This is a genomic window from Pseudomonas arcuscaelestis (assembly GCF_016881005.1).
Classification (GTDB): Bacteria; Pseudomonadota; Gammaproteobacteria; order Pseudomonadales; family Pseudomonadaceae; genus Aquipseudomonas; species Aquipseudomonas arcuscaelestis.
This window is the reverse complement of record NZ_JACOPV010000003.1, coordinates 259,427-278,721: the sequence shown is the minus strand read 5'-3', so window position 1 is coordinate 278,721 and position 19,295 is coordinate 259,427. Positions and strand designations below refer to the sequence as shown.

The 19,295-nt window shown below is 58.9% G+C and carries 12 protein-coding genes and 2 pseudogenes; 7 read left to right on the top strand and 7 right to left on the bottom strand.

All coding sequences use genetic code 11. The features are described 5' to 3' along the window. Positions 1 to 11: 11 nt before the first annotated feature. From H8F21_RS05670 to H8F21_RS05655, 4 genes are all read left to right on the top strand, one after another. Complete coding sequence (locus tag H8F21_RS05670) at positions 12 to 1,457, top strand: curlin (protein ID WP_203584137.1); 1,446 nt, start codon at positions 12 to 14, stop codon at positions 1,455 to 1,457. A 307-nt stretch (positions 1,458 to 1,764) separates the two neighbouring features. After that, positions 1,765 to 4,011: a FepA family TonB-dependent siderophore receptor gene (locus tag H8F21_RS05665; RefSeq protein WP_203482495.1), complete on the top strand. Its 2,247-nt coding sequence runs from the start codon at positions 1,765 to 1,767 to the stop codon at positions 4,009 to 4,011. A 233-nt stretch (positions 4,012 to 4,244) separates the two neighbouring features. After that, a complete protein-coding gene (locus tag H8F21_RS05660; protein ID WP_203584136.1) occupies positions 4,245 to 4,862 on the top strand; it encodes a response regulator transcription factor in 618 nt (205 codons plus the stop codon). After that, complete coding sequence (locus tag H8F21_RS05655) at positions 4,859 to 8,143, top strand: transporter substrate-binding domain-containing protein (protein WP_203584135.1); 3,285 nt, start codon at positions 4,859 to 4,861, stop codon at positions 8,141 to 8,143. Before H8F21_RS05660 ends, H8F21_RS05655 begins: the two co-directional genes overlap by 4 nt. Positions 8,144 to 8,153: 10 nt before the next feature. Here H8F21_RS05655 and H8F21_RS29935 read toward each other — a convergent pair. From H8F21_RS29935 to gntR, 3 genes and pseudogenes are all read right to left on the bottom strand, one after another. Beyond that, positions 8,154 to 8,585 (bottom strand): annotated as a pseudogene (locus tag H8F21_RS29935) (methyl-accepting chemotaxis protein); the annotation flags it as partial. A gap of 105 nt (positions 8,586 to 8,690) precedes the next feature. Beyond that, positions 8,691 to 9,368, bottom strand: a pseudogene (locus H8F21_RS29930) (PAS domain-containing protein); the annotation flags it as partial. Between the two features lie 204 nt (positions 9,369 to 9,572). Beyond that, positions 9,573 to 10,592 (bottom strand): HTH-type transcriptional regulator GntR, encoded by a 1,020-nt coding sequence (gntR, locus tag H8F21_RS05645; protein WP_203482040.1) that lies wholly within the window; start codon positions 10,590 to 10,592, stop codon positions 9,573 to 9,575. Between the two features lie 204 nt (positions 10,593 to 10,796). Here gntR and H8F21_RS05640 point away from each other — a divergent pair, with 204 nt between their 5' ends. Together H8F21_RS05640 and H8F21_RS05635 are read left to right on the top strand one after the other, a co-directional pair. After that, on the top strand, positions 10,797 to 11,336 hold the full coding sequence (locus tag H8F21_RS05640) for a gluconokinase (protein ID WP_136476586.1): 540 nt from the start codon (positions 10,797 to 10,799) through the stop codon (positions 11,334 to 11,336). A 97-nt stretch (positions 11,337 to 11,433) separates the two neighbouring features. Continuing rightward, positions 11,434 to 12,786 (top strand): GntP family permease, encoded by a 1,353-nt coding sequence (locus H8F21_RS05635; protein WP_136476588.1) that lies wholly within the window; start codon positions 11,434 to 11,436, stop codon positions 12,784 to 12,786. Between the two features lie 62 nt (positions 12,787 to 12,848). Here the strand turns inward: H8F21_RS05635 and yiaY are convergent, their stop codons facing one another. Next, entirely contained in the window at positions 12,849 to 13,997 is a 1,149-nt protein-coding gene (gene yiaY, locus H8F21_RS05630) for an L-threonine dehydrogenase (protein WP_203584134.1), read from the bottom strand. A gap of 82 nt (positions 13,998 to 14,079) precedes the next feature. Next, positions 14,080 to 15,642, bottom strand: a complete 1,563-nt coding sequence (gene ilvA / locus H8F21_RS05625; RefSeq protein WP_203482036.1) for a threonine ammonia-lyase, biosynthetic — start codon at positions 15,640 to 15,642, stop codon at positions 14,080 to 14,082. Between the two features lie 299 nt (positions 15,643 to 15,941). On the opposite strand from ilvA, the gene wecB reads away from it, so the two are divergent. Next, on the top strand, positions 15,942 to 17,099 hold the full coding sequence (wecB, locus tag H8F21_RS05620; protein WP_203482034.1) for a non-hydrolyzing UDP-N-acetylglucosamine 2-epimerase: 1,158 nt from the start codon (positions 15,942 to 15,944) through the stop codon (positions 17,097 to 17,099). A 44-nt stretch (positions 17,100 to 17,143) separates the two neighbouring features. On the opposite strand, the gene H8F21_RS05615 is transcribed toward wecB, so the two are convergent. After that, positions 17,144 to 18,442 carry an ATP-binding protein gene (locus H8F21_RS05615; RefSeq protein ID WP_203482032.1) on the bottom strand — a complete coding sequence of 433 codons (1,299 nt, stop codon included), beginning with the start codon at positions 18,440 to 18,442 and terminating at the stop codon, positions 17,144 to 17,146. Positions 18,443 to 18,448: 6 nt separating this feature from the next. Beyond that, entirely contained in the window at positions 18,449 to 19,150 is a 702-nt protein-coding gene (locus H8F21_RS05610; RefSeq protein WP_203482031.1) for a response regulator, read from the bottom strand. Positions 19,151 to 19,295: the final 145 nt, after the last annotated feature.

Sequence of the window (19,295 nt, the reverse complement as noted above, 5' to 3'; positions counted from 1 at the left end):
GAGGCACCACCATGTTCAAGCTCGCTCCCTTAAGCGCCGCCATTGTTCTGTGCCTTGCAGGCCAGGCGATGGCTGACGAAAGCCAGTCGACTCAAAACCAGAGCGGTACTGAGAACATCGCCGAGGTAAAACAACTGGCCGCCGCGCTCAGTGTTACCACTCAAGACCAGCAGGGCCTGGGCAACAACCACGCCGCCAAACAGGAAGGAGGTAATAGTTCGATCCAGCAGAGCACCGCCGGCGAGTATAACGCCGGGTATGCCGAGCAACTGTACGAATACGGCAGCAAGATCAATCAGCAATCGGCCGGGACCTTGAACAACACCCACGCAAGCCAGTCCCTGGGCACCGAAAACGAAGCCCGACAAACCCAGGAAGGCTCTGGCAACTTCTCGTTCGTCTACCAGGACAGCCAGACCGGTAGCCAGGGTTCTACTGTTCAGTACGGTAGCGACAACCGTGCCTATATCGAGCAACTGACCGCTGGCGCGGCCAACAACGCCGAAAGTACCCAGGCCGGTATCAACAACTACAGCGCTGCCGAGCACATCAACCACAACGATGGCCAGATTGCTGTCTACCAGGCTGGTGACAACAACTGGGCATACGGCGATCAGCGCGAAGGCCAGGGAGGAACCATCACCATCAACCAGAATGGCGGCGGCAACTCTACTGAAATCTGGCAGGACACGCAAACGGGCAGCCATGCCAATCTCACCCAATATGGGATGACCAACCAAGGTGTGATCGACCAGAGCTTCGGCGACAGCAACACCGCCAACGTTGTGCAGATGGGCAGCGTCAACGCCATCTATGCCGATCAATACGAATCGACAGAGTCGCTGGCAACGTTGACCCAGTCAGGCACCGGCAACGTAAGTTTCAGCTACCAGACCGGTGACAGTCATGTGCTGGAGGTCAGCTCCAACGGTGACGGCAACAAGGTGCTGGCGAGCAACTGGAAGGGCGATAAGTTCGGCGGCCAGTTCGGCACCAGCCAAACCGCAATCGTCACCCAAAATGGCAGCGGCAACAGTGCCAACCTGACCCAGAAGGACGTCGCGCAACTGGCGCGCTTGAACCAGAGCGGTGTGAACAACACCGCCGAAGTCACCCAGGTCGACAGCAACAACGAGCTGTACTTTGAACAGAACGGCAGCGACAACTTGCTGATCGCAGATCAGCGCGGCACTGACAACTACGCCACAGGCTCAAGCGCAGGGGTAAAAAACAGCATCAATGTCGAGCAGTCCGGCAGCGGCAATCAAAGCTCCACCTGGCAACTGTATGGTGACAACAACAGCGCCATCATCAAACAAACCGAAGGCGTCAACGTGGCCTACGTGACTCAAGGTGGCTCCTTCAACCAGGCCAATGTCGACCAGAGTGGCGCCAGCATGTCCGCGACCGTTCAACAGTTCGGCAACGGCAACCAGGCGACTGTGTTGCAGCAATGAGCATTGCGCAGCGGCGAATGAGCACCGCTGCTGCGCCGTTTACCCTCCTCTCCCCGATTTGGCCGTGACTACCGATGGGGTGGTCACGGTCCCTTTTTGCTGGCGACGGTCTGACTCCGCGTCATCAGAATTGGCTGGCACTTTGCGCCAGACCCCGTAGCAGAGCCTTGGCGCTCCACTTCGTTAATATTTTATTTTTCTCCCAAAGGGTTTACTTGCGAATGGTAATTCTTATCATTCTCGACGCCACACACGGGGCCTGCCTGATTTACGCCCCGCTTACCCTTTGTTCCAGGAGAGATTTGACATGGCGTCGCGCTTCAACCTAAGCCCCTTGAGTATTGCCTTGCTGGCAACACTGGGCTCCTCCACCCTCGCCGCAGCCCCCCTGCAACTGCAACCCGATGAAGTGCAGATCCAGCCAACCGACTTGCCCGTCGATGGCACCCGTCAGGCCATCGAACTGGAAAACACGCGGGTGCTGGGAACCGCCGAAGAAGAGCTCAAGCAAGCACCAGGTGTTTCGATCATTACCGCCGAAGACATCAAGAAGCGCCCCCCCGTCAACGATCTCTCCGACATCATCCGTCGCGAGCCTGGGGTAAACCTCACCGGCAATAGCAGCAGCGGCGCCCGCGGCAACAACCGCCAGATCGACTTGCGTGGCATGGGCCCGGAGAACACCCTGATTCTCATCGACGGTAAACCCTCCACTTCGCGCAATGCCGTGCGTTACGGCTGGAGTGGCGACCGAGATACCCGTGGTGAAACCAACTGGGTGCCGGCCGAGGAAGTCGAGCGTATCGAAATTCTGCGGGGTCCGGCCGCCGCGCGTTACGGTTCAGGCGCCATGGGTGGTGTTGTGAACATTATTACCAAGCGTCCGACCGAAGACCTGCGCGGCTCCATGACCCTGTACACAATGCTTCCGGAAGACGATGCCGAGGGTACAGGCAAGCGCGTCAACTTCAGCCTGAGCGGGCCACTGACCGACAGCCTGATCTTTCGTGTCTACGGTAACCTGAACAAGACCGACGCCGACGACATGAAAATCAACGCGGGACACCAGGCCTACGAGGAGTCCTTGATGGCCGGACGCGAAGGTGTTCGCAACAAGGACATCAACGGCCTGCTGAGCTGGAAGATCGACCCGTCCAACAGCGTAGACCTGGAGTCAAGCTACAGCCGCCAGGGCAACATATTCGCCGGCGACACCATGCTCAACGCCGGCGGCGAATTCGTCGAAAGCCAGGCGGGCAAGGAGACCAACGTAATGCAGCGCTCCAGCTTCGCCGTGACCCATCGCGGTGACTATGATTGGGGCACCTCCACTGCTGCATTGTCGTATGACCTGACCCGCAACGCCCGCCTTAACGAAGGCCTGGCAGGCTGGGGCGAAGGCGCCCCCTCGGAAAGTGCCGGCAGCTTTGAGTCACGCCTGCGCAATACCCGCGCCACTGGCGAAATCAACCTGCCGCTGAACATGGGGTTACAACAAGTACTGACCCTGGGTGGCGAGTACCTTTACGAGTCGCTCAACGACCCAGGCTCGCTACGCCCACAAGGCTATGATCCGGGTGCCGAGCTGCCAGGCTTCGATCGTAGCCAGACCAAATCCACCGCCCGCAGCTTTGCCCTGTATGCCGAGGACAACATCGAAGTCGGCGAGAACACCATCGTTACACCAGGGCTACGCTATGACCATCACGAAGACTTTGGCAGCAACTGGAGCCCGAGCCTGAACGCTTCGCACCAGATCACCGAAGCCCTGAGCGTCAAGGGCGGGATCGCCCGCGCCTACAAAACCCCCAACCTGTACCAGGCCAACCCCAACTACTTGCTCTACAGTCGCGGCGGTGGCTGCAACTCCAGCGAGGTCAACAACGGCGGTTGCTACTTGCTCGGCAATGCCAATCTCGACCCGGAAACCAGCGTCAACAAGGAACTGGGCCTGGCCTATGACAAGGGCACCTGGCGCACCAGTGCCACTTACTTTCGCAATGACTACAAGAACAAGATCGAGGCAGGCAACCAGACCTTGTTCCGTTTACCCAACGGCCGGCGCATCCTGCGTTGGGAAAACACCGGAAAAGCAGTGGTACAAGGGGTGGAAGGCAATCTGTTCATCGCGCTTGCACCGAGCCTGGACTGGAACACCAACTTCACCTACATGATCGAGTCGGAAAACAAGAAGACCGGCGAACCACTGAGCATCACTCCCGAATACACGGTCAACTCCACCCTGGACTGGAACGCCACCGACAAGCTCTCGTTCCAGCTCAACGCTACCTACTACGGCAAGCAGGAAGCGCCGAGCTACAACGCCAGGGCCAATGAAACCCTCGATCCCAAGGTGCAAAAGGATGTCGATCCCTATGGTTTGGTCGGAATCAGCAGCGGCTACGAATTCAATAAGAACTTTAGCGTACGCGTCGGGGTCAACAACTTGTTCGACAAACGATTGTATCGCGAGGGTAATTCTGACGAAGCCGGTGCATTGACCTACAACGAAGCAGGACGTGCCTATTACGCGTCCTTCACCACTTCGTTCTAAATTCCTACAAGGGGCCGTCCAATTGTGTGGCGGCCCGCTGAGGTTAAGCTCGAAAAAGCTCACACTTTTGTAGGAAATTTCGTCAAACATCGCCGATTAGTTCAACACAGCGGTCCTCGCCGTACAATTCATCCTTAATTCGACGTATTGTTGGCGCCCTTCCGGCCCAGGCCAGAGACGCCTCTCCTGAATGACTCGGGAATTAGCTTACATACTCGACAAGGAGCTGAACTTTGACCTCGGTGTTAATAGTTGACGACCACTCCACCATCCGCTTTGCCGTACGTATGTTGCTCGAGCGGGAAAATTTCACTGTTGTCGGTGAAGCCGACGACGGTCATAGCGCAATACAGAGGGCCCGTGACCTGAGCCCGGATGTAGTAATACTGGATATCGCCCTGCCCGGCATGGACGGCTTGAGAGTCTTGCAGCGCCTGCAGTTACTCGAACCGGCACCACGGATCATGGTACTGACCGGGCAATCCGCCGAAATGTTCGCCCGCCGTTGCCTTGACGCCGGCGCGTCAGCCTTCGTACGCAAGGATGAAGATCTCGAATCCTTGATGGCTGCGCTCAAAGCCATGATCAAGGGCTATTCGATTTTTCCTGAACTGTCATCGCAACAAGGTCCGCTACTGAATGAACAGCAACGCATGGCCAAGCTGTCCAATCAGGAACTGACGGTGCTGAGGCTCTTGACCGAAGGGCATTCAAACAACCTTATCGCCGATAGCCTTCACCTGAGCGCAAAGACCATCAGCACCTACAAGACCCGCATCATGGAGAAACTGGAAGTGGGCTCATTTGTAGAACTGGTCGATCTGGCACGCCGTCACCCGCCCGGACAATGAGCCTGTTCAAGATCTTTCTGATTGCCTGGCTGCTCAGCCTGCAATCGCTGTGTGCCCTTGCGGTGGAAGTAGGCGAGCCTCGACAACTCCTGGCCCGTTCGATCAGTAGCAGCGAGGCACTGGCCCTGTCCAGCGAAGACAGGCAATGGCTCAAGCACAAGCAGCACTTGCTACTGGGCACCACTTTTCCAGACTACCCCCCCTTCGATATCAATGCCTCCAACAACGACTATGAAGGTCTGACCGCCGATTATGCCGGGCTCCTGAGCGAGCTTCTGGGCATTCGCATCAAAGTACGCCGCTTTGCCAGCCGGACCGAGGCAATCGCTGCCTTGCGTGCCGGCAGAATTGATCTGCTGGGCAGCTCCAATGCCTTCGAGGCCGACGATAGGCAACTGGTGCTAAGCCGTTCCTACACCGAAGACCAGCCTGTGATCTCGATTGGATCAGGCAAGTCGCTGGGCCTGAACGACAAACTTGAAGGGCTGCGCCTGGCCATGGTCGATCACTATCTGCCGAGTAAAGTGGTGAATGCCATTTACCCGCAGGCCAAACTTCAACTGTACAGCTCCAACCTGGCGGGCCTGTCTGCCGTCTCACTCGGTCAGGCGGATGCTTTTCTGGGGGATGCGGTGAGCAGTGACTACCTGATAACCCGCATCTACCTTGGAAGCGTGCAGATCGACCACTTCATCAAGAATTTGCGCGGCACTTTCGCCTTTGCCCTGTCACGTGACAATCCCGTGTTGTTGCGCCTGGTCAATCAAGCGCTGGATCGTATTGGTGATAACGATCGCTTGAACATCCTTCGACGCTGGACCAGCGGCAGCAGCCGGGTGTTGCTCAACCGCAGTAGTTTGAGCCTCAGCGCCGCGGAGCGTACCTGGATAGAAGAGCATCCTCGGCTTAGGGTAGTGATCAACAAATACTTTGCGCCGATGAGCTTTTACGACGACCACCAGCAGTTTCGCGGTATCACGGCCGATGTGCTGGATCAGATCAGTCTACGTACGGGCCTTAAATTCGATATCCATCTTTCCGACTCACTGGAGGATATCGCCCACCAGCTCGAGCAAGGCAGCGCTGACATTGCCGGTTTGTTGCCGCCAACGCCGGCCCGCGAATACACCTTGTTGTTCACCCGCCCCTACCTGATTACCCCATTGGTGCTGGTAACCCGCGCCGACAATCACAACGTGCGCAGCATCGAGCAGCTCAAGGGCATGCGCCTGGCGTTGATTCGCGACTTCTCCCCCGAGCCCGAGTTGCGTCTGAACCTCAAGCAGACTGCGCTGCTGGAGGTCGACGATCCGCTCTCATTAATGGAGCTGGTCACACAGGGCAAAGCCGACGCCGCCATCAGTTCACAGATAAATGCCGCCTACTTCATCAGCCGCATGTTCAAGGACCGACTGCAGATCGCCTCTATCTATAGCGACCAGCCCGGGGTCGCTTCTTTTGCGGTATCGCGCAACACACCACTGCTGCACTCGATCCTGGAAAAGGCATTGCTCAGCATCCCCCCGGACGAAATGACCGAACTGACCGGACGCTGGCGAACCAACGCGTTGATCAGCGACAACATCTGGTACAACTACCGCGGCCTGATCCTGCAGATCCTGTTCGCTGCCAGCCTGCTGATTGCGGCGGTTGTGGTGTGGAATCGCTACCTGCACAAATTGATTCGACAACGCCGAGAAGCCGAACAGGCGCTACAGACCGAACTGGGTTTCAGCAAACGCTTGCTCGACGAGCTGCGCCTGGCCAAGGAGCAGGCCGAAGATGCCAGCCATGCAAAAAGCACGTTCCTGGCGACCATGAGCCATGAAATCCGCACGCCAATGAACGCAGTCATTGGCTTGTTGGAACTTGCCGTCAAGGATGCCGAACAAGGCCGTTCCGACCGCACTTCGCTGCAAGTGGCATTTGAATCCGCCAATGGCATGCTGGAGTTGATCGGCGACATCCTCGACATCGTCCGAATCGAGTCCGGGCACATGACGCTGGAGCCTAAACCGACGGACCTCAACGCCCTCATCAGTGCCACGGCACGCGTCTTCGAGGGCAACGCCAGGCTCAAAGGGCTGGTTATCGACACCGACTTGCAGCCCACCGACAGCCTGGTTGCGGTCGATGCCCTGCGCCTCAAGCAAATTCTGTCGAACCTTGTCAGCAACGCAATCAAGTTCACTGACCGAGGGGGTATCACCGTCAGCCTGCGCAGCGATGCACCTCAGCCTGGGCACCTGCACATTCAGCTTGCAGTCAAAGACACCGGCATCGGTATCAACACCCAGGATCAGCAACGGCTGTTTCAGCACTTTTCCCAGGTCGGTACGCAAACCGCCCGCCAAGGTACCGGCCTTGGGCTGATGATCAGCCGTACAATGTGCCAGCTGATGGGCGGGGATCTCACCCTCACCAGTGCTCCGGGCGAGGGAACGCGCGTGGAGATTGGACTCGACCTGCCTCTGGCAGCCTCTGCAGAGCCCATTGATACCGCCGCAGCACAAACGCCCCTGGGCATGCCAATGCAATCTATCCTGGTGGTGGACGATTACCCCGCCAACCTGATGTTGCTCGAGCGTCAGCTAAGCCTGCTCGGTCATCGCGTGAGCCAAGCCAATCACGGTCATCAGGCTTTGGTCATGTGGCAGAACGGCCACTTCGACACGGTTATCACCGACTGCCATATGCCCGGCATGGACGGTCATCAATTGGCGCGACGCATCCGCGAGCAGGAACGCCAGCAGCGCCGCCCCGCCTGCCTGATTCTCGGCCTGACCGCCAACGCCCAGGCCGAGGAGCGCGAGCGTTGTTTGGCCAATGGCATGAACGACTGCATGTTCAAGCCAATCGGCCTGGCTGAACTGCGCCAGCATCTACAGGTAAAAGTCATTCGAGGCGCATCGCCGCGCACCGCCAAAGACCCTGTGCATGGCAGCGGATTCGACATCGACAACCTGCAATACCTGACGTTGGGTGACCCAGGATTGATTCGTCGCTTGAAGAGTGAGCTGGCGCGTAGCAACCACGAAGACCTCGAAGCTTTGCGCCAGCTTGGCCCGCATCCGTCTCGCCGTGCCCTTCGTGCCCTGGCGCACCGGATCAAGGGTGGAGCCAAGATGCTCAAGGCGCGCGGCGTGGTGGCTAACTGCGAAGCATTGGAGCAGGCGTGCCTCGGCGCGGCCACCGATGTTCAACTCCAAGCGCTGCTCGACACGCTGGAGCAGAGCCTGCTGACCCTGGAAAAGCAGTTGGCACAATCTGCTCCGGTGTAAAGCGCTGTATTCAATGTAACTGTAAGGTCGAGTTGATCTGACTGATGGCGTCGACCACATGGCGGGAACCCTGCTGAATCTCAAGGATTACCTCCCCAGCTTCGTTGGCCAGCTCCACACCTATTCCAGTGCGGCTCAAGCTTGACTGCATACTCGCTACCGCCGTCAACGACAGGTCATGGTTCTGACGCACCACCTCGACAATTTCCAGCGTTGCCTTGCTGGTGCGCGCGGCGAGGTTACGCACCTCATCGGCGACTACGGCGAAACCGCGACCGTGCTCGCCGGCCCGCGCGGCCTCGATGGCAGCGTTGAGTGCCAGCAGGTTGGTCTGGTCGGCAATGCCGCGAATGGTTTGCACAATCTGTCCGATCAGTTCGGACTGCTTGCTTACCGCATCGATGCTGCGCGCGGCTGCATTGAGGTTCTGGGAGATCTCTTCGATGACTTGCACCGTCTGCTGAACGACCTGGGAGCCTTTGCGCGCGCAGGCATCGTTTTGTACCGAAGTGGCATGCGCGGCCTCGGCGGCGGTCTGCTGGGTGCTGACCTGAGAGGTAATGTCACTGGCAAACTTGACCACCTTGTACAGGCGTCCACGGATGTCGAAGATCGGGTTGTAGGAGGCTTCCAGATAAACCATCTGCCCCTCCTTGTTGATGCGCTCAAAACGGTGCGAGTGATATTCGCCACGGTTGAGCGAGGCCCAGAACGCCTTGTAGGAGGCCGATTCACTCTCACTTTTGTGACAGAACAGGCTGTGGTGCTGACCGACTACCTCGTTGTGCCGGTAATGCATGGTATCGAGGAAGTTCTGGTTGGCCTTGATTACCTTGGCATCAGGGGTAAATTCGATCATCGCCATAGAGCGGCTGATGGCCTTGATCAGGCTCTCACTCTCGTGCTCTTCTTGAACACGACGGGTGATGTCAGATGCCAGTTTGATGACGCTGGTAACTTGCTGCTGCGGTCCGAAGACCGGCATGTAGCTGGCCTCAAGCCAAAGCTCGCGGCCTTGCTGGTCGATGCGCGCGAACGTTCCGCTGTGCGCCTCGCCACGTGCCAGCCCGTGCCACAGTTGACGGTACTCTTGGCTGTTGACGTAGTCCTGCTCACAGAAAATCCGATGATGTTTGCCACGAATCTGCTCAAGGCTGTAGCCCATGGTTTTGCAGAAATTTTCGTTGGCATCGAGAATGATGCCATCGGGACTGAACTCTATCATCGCCATGGATCGGCTGATGGCTGCCAACTTCGCAGTGATGGTGCCAAGCAAACGGTTGCACTGCTCTATTTCGGCCAGATCGGATTTGCGATGAAAATCAAACATCGTACCGCCCTCGTTTGCTTAGGTTTGCTGAGCATAGATGGGGCTTGGTACCGTGCAAGCACTCTGACATCACCGTCTATCGGCGGACCATTTGCCGTCTTAGCTACTCTCCCGCACGACCAGTTCGAATCCCAGATCCTGGTTATGTACCGTGCCGCGTCTGCCATCGAGCAAACCGAGTAAAGCCTGCGCTGCACAACGGCCAATGGCTGCGCGTGGTGTGCGTATCGAGGTCAGGCGCGGAACCATGTGCGCCGAGGCCGGAAGGTCATTGAATCCAACCATGGCCACCTGCTGCGGCACTTTCACCCCCAGGCGCAGGGCCTCCAGGATTGCCCCTTGGGCCAGGTCATCGTTGCAGAAGAAAATGCCATCGACATCAGCATGCTGCGCCAGCAACTGGCGGAACAACTCACCGCCCAGGCCGATCGAAGACGGCTGCGACGAGAGCAGCTGTAGCTCACTGGCATAGCGACCGGCGTCAACCAGCGCCTGACGAAACCCTTCGGCCCGTTGCATTACCCGCGGATCCAACTGTGCAGCGATGAAACCCAGGCGCTGGCAGCCCCGTTCGAGCAGATGTTGCGCCGCGGCCGCACCGGCCTGGTGCTGGGAAAAGCCCACCGACATGCCTTGCTCCTGCACCCCAAGTTCCATCATGTGCACACAGGGAACGCCGCTGGCGGCAAGCATCTGCTTGGCCGCATCGCTGCGGTCAAAACCTGTCAGCAGCATGCCGCGCGGCTGGTAGGCCAGATAGTTGCGAATCAGGTTTTCTTCTTCGGCGATATCGTAGTGATAGTTACCGATCAGCACTTCAAGGCCGCGCGGGCGCATCACTTCGTGGACCGCTTCGAGCGTCTCGATGAACAGCTGGTTGGACAGCGATGGGATCAACACCACGATTGACTCGCTCTGGGCCGATGCCAGTGCCCGGGCAGCCGGATTGGCGACGTAGCCCAAGGCAGTCGCCGCCTGCTTGACCTTTTCGACCAGCTCAGGGGCAACCGTGCTGATTCCACGCAAGGCACGCGAAGCGGTGATCGGGGAAACCCCGGAGAGCCTGGCCACTTCCGCCAGGGTAGGACGACCGGTAGTACGAGAGCCGATGCGGGTCATGGATTTTTATTTTCGACTTGCAAATTGTTGGGAACGGGCACTAAGGTAGCGCTGTCTCAGAGCACAGGCAATGCATAACTGCAGGTGACCTGAAATGAGCATCCAGACTGCTAAATACAAGATCAATAACATCTGGGTAAGAAGCGCCCGAGCACTACTTGTCTTGGCTCAAGATAGCGCTATCTTTCCCTGCAGGAGGTACCGATGAATCCATCCCTGTCCGCGATCGTGGTAATGGGCGTAGCTGGCTGCGGCAAAAGCTGCGTCGGTGCCGCCATTGCCGGCCTCAGCGGTGGTCGCCTGATCGAAGGCGATGCCTTTCACCCCGCGGCCAACATCGACAAGATGAGTGCCGGCATTCCCCTTGACGATGACGACCGAGCCGGCTGGCTGATTCGCCTGGGCGAAGAGCTGCAGGCAACCCTCAAGTCCGGCGCACGCCCCATTCTTACTTGTTCGGCACTGAAAAAACGCTACCGCGATGCCCTGCGTCATGCAGTGCCAGACCTCGGTTTCGTGTTTCTCGACCTGACGCCCGAAGAAGCCAGCCGCCGGGTACTTGCTCGCCCCGGGCACTTCATGCCCGCAAGCCTGATCGACAGCCAGTTCGCCGCCCTCGAGCGCCCTGATGGCGAAGGCCTGACCTTGCCACTGGACGCCACTTTGCCGGTGGAGCAACTGGCCATGCAGGTAGACCTGTGGCTAAAGCCCTGCGGTGAGCCGGTGTTGGCGCGAACAGCCTGAACAGGCGGTTTTCCAGCTCACCCGAGATAGCGCTATCTCAACCCGTAAACGTTGCAAATGCTCCGCCCACAACAACGACAAGATGAGGCACTGAACCATGTTCGGTTTGGCAACTGATACCTACCTGCTGCTTGATGCGGTAGTCACCATCGTCGGCCTGGTGCTACTGATCACCCATTTCAAGGTCCACCCCTTCGTCGCCTTGACCCTGGCTGCCGGATTTCTTGGACTTACCTCCGGCATGCCCGTGGCCAAAGTCATGAAATCGTTTCAGGACGGCTTTGGCGGCGTACTGGGCTTCGTCGGTATCGTCCTGGCCCTGGGCACCATGCTCGGCAAGTTGATGGCCGATTCCGGCGGCGCCGACCAGATCGCGCAAACCTTGATTCGGGCCTTTGGCAAACAAAAAGTGCACTGGGCAATGATGTTTGCCGCGTTTCTGGTCGGCATCCCCTTGTTCTTTGAAATCGGCTTCGTGCTCCTGATTCCACTGGTATTCATCGTCGCCCGGCGTTCAGGGGTGTCGCTGATCAAGATCGGTATTCCGTTGCTGGCTGGCTTGTCAGTGGTGCATGGCCTGGTTCCTCCACACCCGGGCCCGTTACTGGCGATTGGTATCTTCAACGCCGATATCGGCAAGACTATTTTCTACGGCCTGATCGTCGCCCTGCCCACGGCGATTATTGCCGGGCCGTTGTATGGCAATTTCATTTCCCGCTATATACCGGGATCGCCATCGCAAGAGTTGATGGACCAGATTGCCCGCGAATCGGAACAGAAAAACCTGCCCAGCTTCAGCGTGACGCTGATTACCGTGCTGCTGCCGGTGTTCCTGATGCTGCTGAAAACCTTCGCTGACGTGGTACTTCCTGCCGAGCACATCGTGCGCCAATGGATGGACCTGATCGGCCACCCCATCACCGCCCTCCTCGCCGCTTTGTTACTGGCCTTCTACACCTTCGGTGCGGCTCGCGGCTTCTCCCGCCAGCAGATCATGAAACTGCTTGACCAGAGCCTCGCCCCCACCGCCGCCATCATCCTGATCGTGGGTGCAGGAGGTGGCTTCAAGCAGATGCTGGTGGATACCGGCGTGGGAAATGTCATCGGGGAAATGGCGGTGCAGGCGCAAATATCGCCGATCATGCTGGCCTGGCTGGTTGCTGCGGTGATTCGCATCGCAACCGGCTCGGCGACGGTGGCAACGATCACCGGTGCCGGCATCGTCGCGCCGGTGATTGGCATGATGCCCGGCGTCAATCGCGAGCTGCTGGTACTGGCGACCGGCGCTGGATCGTTGATCCTCTCTCACGTCAACGACGCCGGATTCTGGCTGGTGAAACAGTACTTCAACATGACCGTGGCGGAGACCTTCAAAACCTGGAGCATGATGGAAACCATCCTCTCGGTGGTCGGCATCATCTTCATCATGCTGCTGTCACTGGTGGTCTGAGACGCGATGCAGGCGTAGCGCAGTCTGCTGAGGACTGCATCTACACCTGCACAACACCTAGGTCAGAACGCCGCTTTGAAAATCGCCTCAATCTCCTCCTGACTGGCCACCCGAGGGTTGGTCAGGCCGCAGGCGTCTTTCAATGCGTTGATGGCCAACGTCGGAACATCAGCCTCCTTGGCACCCAACACCGCCAACCCCGCCGGAATATCAATCTCGCGAGACAATTGCTCGATCGCAGCAATCGCCGCCGCGGCGCCCTGCTGCGCGTTCATGCCCGATACATCCACACCCATGGCCTTGCCCACATCGCGCAACCGCTCGGCACTGACCTTGGCATTGAAGCGTTGTACGTGAGGTAGCAGAACAGCGTTGCACACTCCATGCGGCAGATCGTAGAAACCACCCAACTGATGAGCCATCGCATGCACATAACCCAACGAGGCATTGTTGAACGCCATGCCCGCAAGGAACTGGGCATAGGCCATGTTTTCCCGCGCCTGCAGGTCGCTGCCATCGGCTACCGCCTGACGCAGGTTGGCACTGATCAGTTCAATGGCCTTGATTGCGCAGGCATCGGTAATCGGTGTAGCGGCAGTGGATACGTAAGCCTCGATGGCGTGGGTCAGTGCATCCATCCCGGTCGCGGCAGTCAGGCCCTTGGGCATAGCAGCCATCAGCGCCGGGTCGTTGACCGAGAGCAAGGGCGTGACGTTACGGTCGACAATGGCCATTTTTACGTGACGGGCTTCGTCGGTGATGATGCAAAAACGCGTCATTTCACTGGCTGTACCAGCCGTGGTGTTGATCGCAATCAGCGGCAGTTGCGGCTTGGCCGAGCGGTCGACGCCTTCGTAGTCGCTGATATGCCCACCGTTGGTGGCGCACAGGGCAATGCCCTTGGCGCAGTCATGCGGTGAGCCGCCACCCAGGGAAATCACGCAATCACAGCCCTCACGCTGCAACTGCGCCAGCCCCTGCTCGACGTTGGCGATACTGGGGTTGGGTTTGGCACCGTCGAAAATCGACGAGTCGATGTCGCGCATTGCCAGCATTTCGGCGATTCGCTCCGCAACGCCGGCTTTGGCCAAGCCTGTATCCGTAACGATCAGGGCCTTGCGCAATCCATAACCGGCGATGGCGGACATCGCTTCGTCCAGGCAATCGATGCCCATGATATTGACGGCGGGGATGAAGAACGTGCTGCTCATGGCGAAATCCTCATGCAAAATTCCATTGCCTCAAGGATCCGCCACTCCTCCGTGCGCCGTGTTGATCTGGGGCAAACCTAGCTCAGCCAAGAAACAACCGATAGGCCGGGTTATCGGTTTCATCCCAATAGCGATAGCCCATGGCATCGAGGGTCGCCGGCATGTCTGCCTGCTCCTCTTCAGGCACCTCCAGCGCCGCGCACACTCGTGCTTCGGCGGCGCCATGGTTCCGGTAATGGAACAGGCTGATGTTCCAGCGCTTGCCCAGACGTTCGAGAAAGCCCAACAATGCTCCCGGACGCTCCGGGAACTCGAAGCGCAACACGCGCTCGTCGGCACCCGGCCCGGCATGCCCGCCTACCGTATGGCGCACGTGCAGCTTGGCAAGTTCGTTGTCGGTCAGATCAAGCACGCTGTAGCCCTGGGCACGCAGGCTGGCCAACAGTTGATCACGAGGGTCATGCTGGGGGTGGGTCTGCACGCCGACAAACAAGCGAGCTTCCTTGCCTGGGTAATAGCGGTAGTTGAACTCGGTGATCTGACGCTTGCCCAGCGCCTGGCAGAAAGCCCTGAAACTCCCGGGCTGCTCGGGGATGGTCACGGCGATAATCGCTTCACGCTGCTCGCCCAGCTCGGCACGCTCGGCAACATGGCGCAGGCGGTCAAAATTGACATTGGCGCCCGAATCGATGGCCACCAGCGTCTGCCCGCTGATGTGTTCACGCGCGACGTACTTCTTGATCCCCGCTACTGCCAAAGCACCGGAGGGCTCAGTGATCGAGCGGGTGTCGTCGTAGATATCCTTGATGGCGGCACACAGCTCATCATTGCTGACCGTGATGACCTCATCCACATAATGCCGGCACACCTCAAAGCAGTGGGTACCGATCTGCGCCACCGCCACGCCCTCGGCAAAGCTGCCAACCTGCGCCAGCACCACCCGCTCGCCAGCCAGCATGGCAGCCTGCAGGCAATTGGAGTCCTGGGGCTCGACACCGATGACTTTCACTTCAGGTCGCAGGTATTTGACATAGGCGGCAATCCCGGCGATCAACCCACCGCCACCGACCGGGACGAAGATTGCATCCAGTGCCCCGGGTTGCTGGCGCAGGATTTCCATGGCCACGGTGCCTTGGCCGGCGATCACATCCGGGTCGTCAAACGGTGGGACAAACGTCGCGCCTTCGCTGTCGGCCAGTTTCAAGGCATGGGCCAGCGCATGAGGAAAGCTGTCGCCATGCAACACCACTTCGCCACCGCGTGAACGTACGCCGTTCACTTTAAGCTCGGGGGTGGTGGTTGGCATGACGATGGTTGCGCGCATGCCCAGCTCACGGGCGGCCAGGGCTACTCCTTGGGCATGGTTACCGGCCGAGGCAGTGATTACACCACGGGCACGTTGAGCGGCGCTGAGTCGGCTTAGGCGATTGTAGGCACCACGGATCTTGAACGAGAAGGTCGGCTGCAAGTCTTCGCGCTTGAGCAGTACTTGGTTGCCCAGGGCCTCGGACAAGGCAGGCGCGCGTTGCAAGGGCGTCTCGATGGCCAGGTCGTACACCGGGGCAGCAAGAATGCGCCGCACATAGTCTGACAGCAGATTCAGCGACGCGGACGGTGTGCGAGGGCTAACGGCAAGGCTGGTCATCAGTGACTCCTGGTTTTTTTAAAGTGCCCAGGAGAGAGAGAAAAAACCCGCCTCCAGGGCGGGTTCTGTGCAAGTGCCAGCTAGCCCGCCAACTCGATAATGGCGGTAATAATGCTGTGCTGAGGCAAGTGCAGGAATGTGTTCATGCCAGCGAAACTAGCGTAGTCACCCAGGCTAAGTCAAGCGTCCAAATCCCTCTCGCTCATTGGACAAGCACTGCTTCTGCTGCTTGTATCTAAGGCCTACAGAGTACCGAAAGCGCGCAGCGCAGAACCCTGGCAAGGGACGAGGAAGGAGCAATGGCGTACACAGTCATGATGGTATTTGGCACACGCCCTGAAGCTATCAAAATGGCGCCCCTGGCCCAGTTGCTTCGCCAGTGGCCTGATATAGACCTGAACATCTGCTCCACTGGCCAACACCGCGAAATGCTCCAACAAGTGCTTAGGGACTTTGGCTTGAGTGTCGATGAAGACCTGCACGTCATGACCCAAAACCAATCCCTCAACGGCCTGTCGCAGGAGCTTTTGGAGCAACTGAGCGCCACCTATGCGCAGATCAAGCCGGACATTGTCCTCGTTCATGGCGGCACCACCACCAGCTTCATCGCGGCCCTCGCCGCCTTCAACCAACAGATCCCCATCGCTCACGTCGAGGCCGGCCTGCGTACCGGCAACCTCAAGGAGCCCTGGCCAGAAGAAGCCAACCGCCGCCTGACCGGCGTCATCACCGACCTGCACTTCGCGCCGACCACCAAGTCCCGCGACAATCTGCTGCGCGAAGGCGTGCCGCTGGAGAACATCGAGGTGACCGGCAATACGGTAATCGATGCCTTGCTGTGGATGCGCGAACACCTGAACAAGAGTCGCTGGAAACCCTCTCCCGACTCACCCCTGGCACAACTGCGCGATGACCAGCGCATGGTGCTGATCACCGGCCACCGACGGGAGAACTTCGGCCCTGCGTTCGAGCGTATCTGCCTGGCCGTGGCCGAGCTTGCCCTGCGTTACCCGCAGGTGCAATTCGTCTACCCGGTACACCTGAACCCACAGGTACAAAAGGCTGCGTACGCCCTGCTCTCGCATCAGCCGAACATCCTGCTGGTGGCACCCCAGGACTACCAGCATTTCGTCTGGCTGATGGACCGGGCCTATTTGATTCTTACCGACTCCGGCGGCATCCAGGAAGAAGCGCCTGCCCTGGGCAAGCCACTGCTGGTGTTGCGCAAGGTGACTGAACGGCCATCGGTGCTTGAGGGCGGCACGGTAAAACTGGTCGGCACCCAGACCGAACGAATCGTCAAGGAAACCAGTGTTTTGCTCGACGACCCTGACGCCTATAAAAAAATGAACCGCGCGTTCAGCCCCTATGGCGATGGCCATGCCAGTGAGCGTATTGCCGAACGTTTGAGCCGCTGGCTCGAGGAACGTGCCAACGGAGGCGGGCGGCTTTTTTGAGCAGGCCAAGCTACTTCGCTAAGTTGAGCGCTAACAACGACCACTCAACCTCGCGGTAGACGAATCCGGAACTGCGCCCCACCCAAGGCTGACTGGGCCACGGTCAAGGTACCGCCCTGCCCCTCGATCGCCCGCCGGCTGATTGCCAGGCCAAGACCGAACCCACCGGTAGCGCGATCCCGGCTGCGGTCCAGTCGGTAGAACGGCTGAAATATCAGCTCGCGCTGGTCGGGTGGAATGCCGATGCCGTCATCCTCGACGGTCAACAGGCAGTGACCTTCGCTGTCCAGACTCAAGCGTAGCAACAGTTGACGGTCACAGTAACGCATGGCGTTGCGCACCAGATTCTGCACTGCCCGTGCCGTCAGGCGCGGATCAAGGATAAAGCGCGGCAAGTTGTCATCGGCGCGGACCTGCCACTCGATACCGCGACCATCGAGTTCTTCGGCAAAGCTGCCAAGTATGCTGTCGACCAGTTCCAGCAACGAAACCTCGACCCGCTCGCGCGCCTGATCAGCATTCTGCAAACGACTGTAGGACAGCAGTTCAAGCACCAGCTCATCCAGCTCGCGCACATGCCCGACCAACTCCAGCAAGCGCTTGCGACAGTTGGGTGGTACTTCGTCAAACAGCAGCACCAGACCAAAATCAAGGCGGGTCAGCGGCGTGCGCAGCTCGTGGGAAACTGCATTGAGCAATTCACGCTGCTGAGTCAGCAGGCGCTCGACGTCCTGGGCCATGGTGTCGAACACCTGGGCCAGCTCGGCAATGTTCGAGCTGGCAGGAATCTGCGTACGCTCCGACAACTGCCCCTGCCCCAGGCTGCGGGCTGTTGCTTTGAGGCGCTCCAGATCACGCCAGTGCGGCCACACCCACAGCAGCAAGCAGCCGAGCATGGCCGCACCGATTAACACCGTAACACCCCAGGACAGCAGGTTGATGTCCATGGGGTCTGGCGGGCTGCGCAATTCCACTGCCCAGGTCGCATCAAGGGGCGCCAACGCCGAATCGTAATAGCCCCAATCGCCCAGACGCACGACGTTTTCACCGCTCGCCAGGCGCGCGCGGTCGGCAGGCGACAAGCCGATCTGGTCCTGACGCCGCAGTTCAATTTGCAACGGGTCGAAATCGGCTGCCAGTTCCCGCGCCACGGCCGGCCAGCGCTCGGCCGGTACCTGGTGAAAGCGCTCGACAATGAGCTTTTGCACACCCTTGGCCTGATCCAGGTTGTAGGCGATAAAACGCTCATGAAAGGCACCGACGATGGCGTCGGGAATCAGCAGCAGCGCCCCGGCGTAGGCGACAATGATCACCAGGTACAGACGAACCAGAATCTTCAGCATGCGGCGTCAGAACTCCCATTCCACGCGACTGAACAAATAACCCTTGCCCCACACCGTCTTGATCTTGCGTGCCTCACCGGCACTGTCGTCGAATTTTCGCCGCAACTTGGAGATAGCCACGTCCACGGAGCGATCGGTGCCATTGAACTCGATGCCACGCAACTGTTGCAGAATGCGGTCGCGGCTGAGTACCACGCCGGCATTGCGCGCCAGCACAACCAGCAAGTTGTACTCGCCACTGGACAGTTCTACCAGTTGCTCACGCCAGAATACATTGCGCTCGGCCAGGTCAATCCGCAGACCGCCAACCACGATCAGATCGGTCTCCATACGGGGTTCATTGACGCTGCTGCGGCGCAGTAGGGTCCGCACCCGGGCCAGCAACACCCGTGGCTCGCAAGGTTTGGTGACATAGTCATCAGCGCCCATTTCCAGGCCCAGTACCTGGTCATGACTGTCATCGCGAGCGGTCAGCATCAGAATGGGCAAGCATTGCGACTCTGCCCGCAACAGGCGGCACACCTGAAGCCCATCGAGCCCTGGCAGCATCAGGTCGAGAATCACCAGGTCCGGCTTGTTGCGTCGAGCCTCCGCCAGCACGTGGTCGCCACGGGCAATTACCGTGACACAAAAATCGTTGCGCTGCAGGTAGCTGGCGATCAGTTCAGACAAGGCGCAGTCGTCTTCGACCAGGAGGATGTTCGGCATGGGTAATTTGACAGGCTGGAAAAGTCAGGCAAGGATATAGGACCTTGTGCGCAGCCAGCGCAACCCTTCACACTTTTTCACACTCGGCCTACACAGCTTAACAGTTGGACGTTGGCCTCCTGCCTTAGCATTGCCGGGTCATTTA

Excerpts from the sequence above, each read along its gene's own strand:
- H8F21_RS05670 (WP_203584137.1), top strand. The coding sequence starts at position 12 with ATGTTCAAGCTCGCTCCCTTAAGCGCCGCCATTGTTCTGTGCCTTGCA.
- H8F21_RS05665 (WP_203482495.1), top strand. The coding sequence starts at position 1,765 with ATGGCGTCGCGCTTCAACCTAAGCCCCTTGAGTATTGCCTTGCTGGCA.
- H8F21_RS05655 (WP_203584135.1), top strand. The coding sequence starts at position 4,859 with ATGAGCCTGTTCAAGATCTTTCTGATTGCCTGGCTGCTCAGCCTGCAA.
- gntR (WP_203482040.1), bottom strand. The coding sequence starts at position 10,592 with ATGACCCGCATCGGCTCTCGTACTACCGGTCGTCCTACCCTGGCGGAA.
- H8F21_RS05640 (WP_136476586.1), top strand. The coding sequence starts at position 10,797 with ATGAATCCATCCCTGTCCGCGATCGTGGTAATGGGCGTAGCTGGCTGC.
- H8F21_RS05635 (WP_136476588.1), top strand. The coding sequence starts at position 11,434 with ATGTTCGGTTTGGCAACTGATACCTACCTGCTGCTTGATGCGGTAGTC.
- yiaY (WP_203584134.1), bottom strand. The coding sequence starts at position 13,997 with ATGAGCAGCACGTTCTTCATCCCCGCCGTCAATATCATGGGCATCGAT.
- ilvA (WP_203482036.1), bottom strand. The coding sequence starts at position 15,642 with ATGACCAGCCTTGCCGTTAGCCCTCGCACACCGTCCGCGTCGCTGAAT.
- wecB (WP_203482034.1), top strand. The coding sequence starts at position 15,942 with ATGGCGTACACAGTCATGATGGTATTTGGCACACGCCCTGAAGCTATC.
- H8F21_RS05615 (WP_203482032.1), bottom strand. The coding sequence starts at position 18,442 with ATGCTGAAGATTCTGGTTCGTCTGTACCTGGTGATCATTGTCGCCTAC.
- H8F21_RS05610 (WP_203482031.1), bottom strand. The coding sequence starts at position 19,150 with ATGCCGAACATCCTCCTGGTCGAAGACGACTGCGCCTTGTCTGAACTG.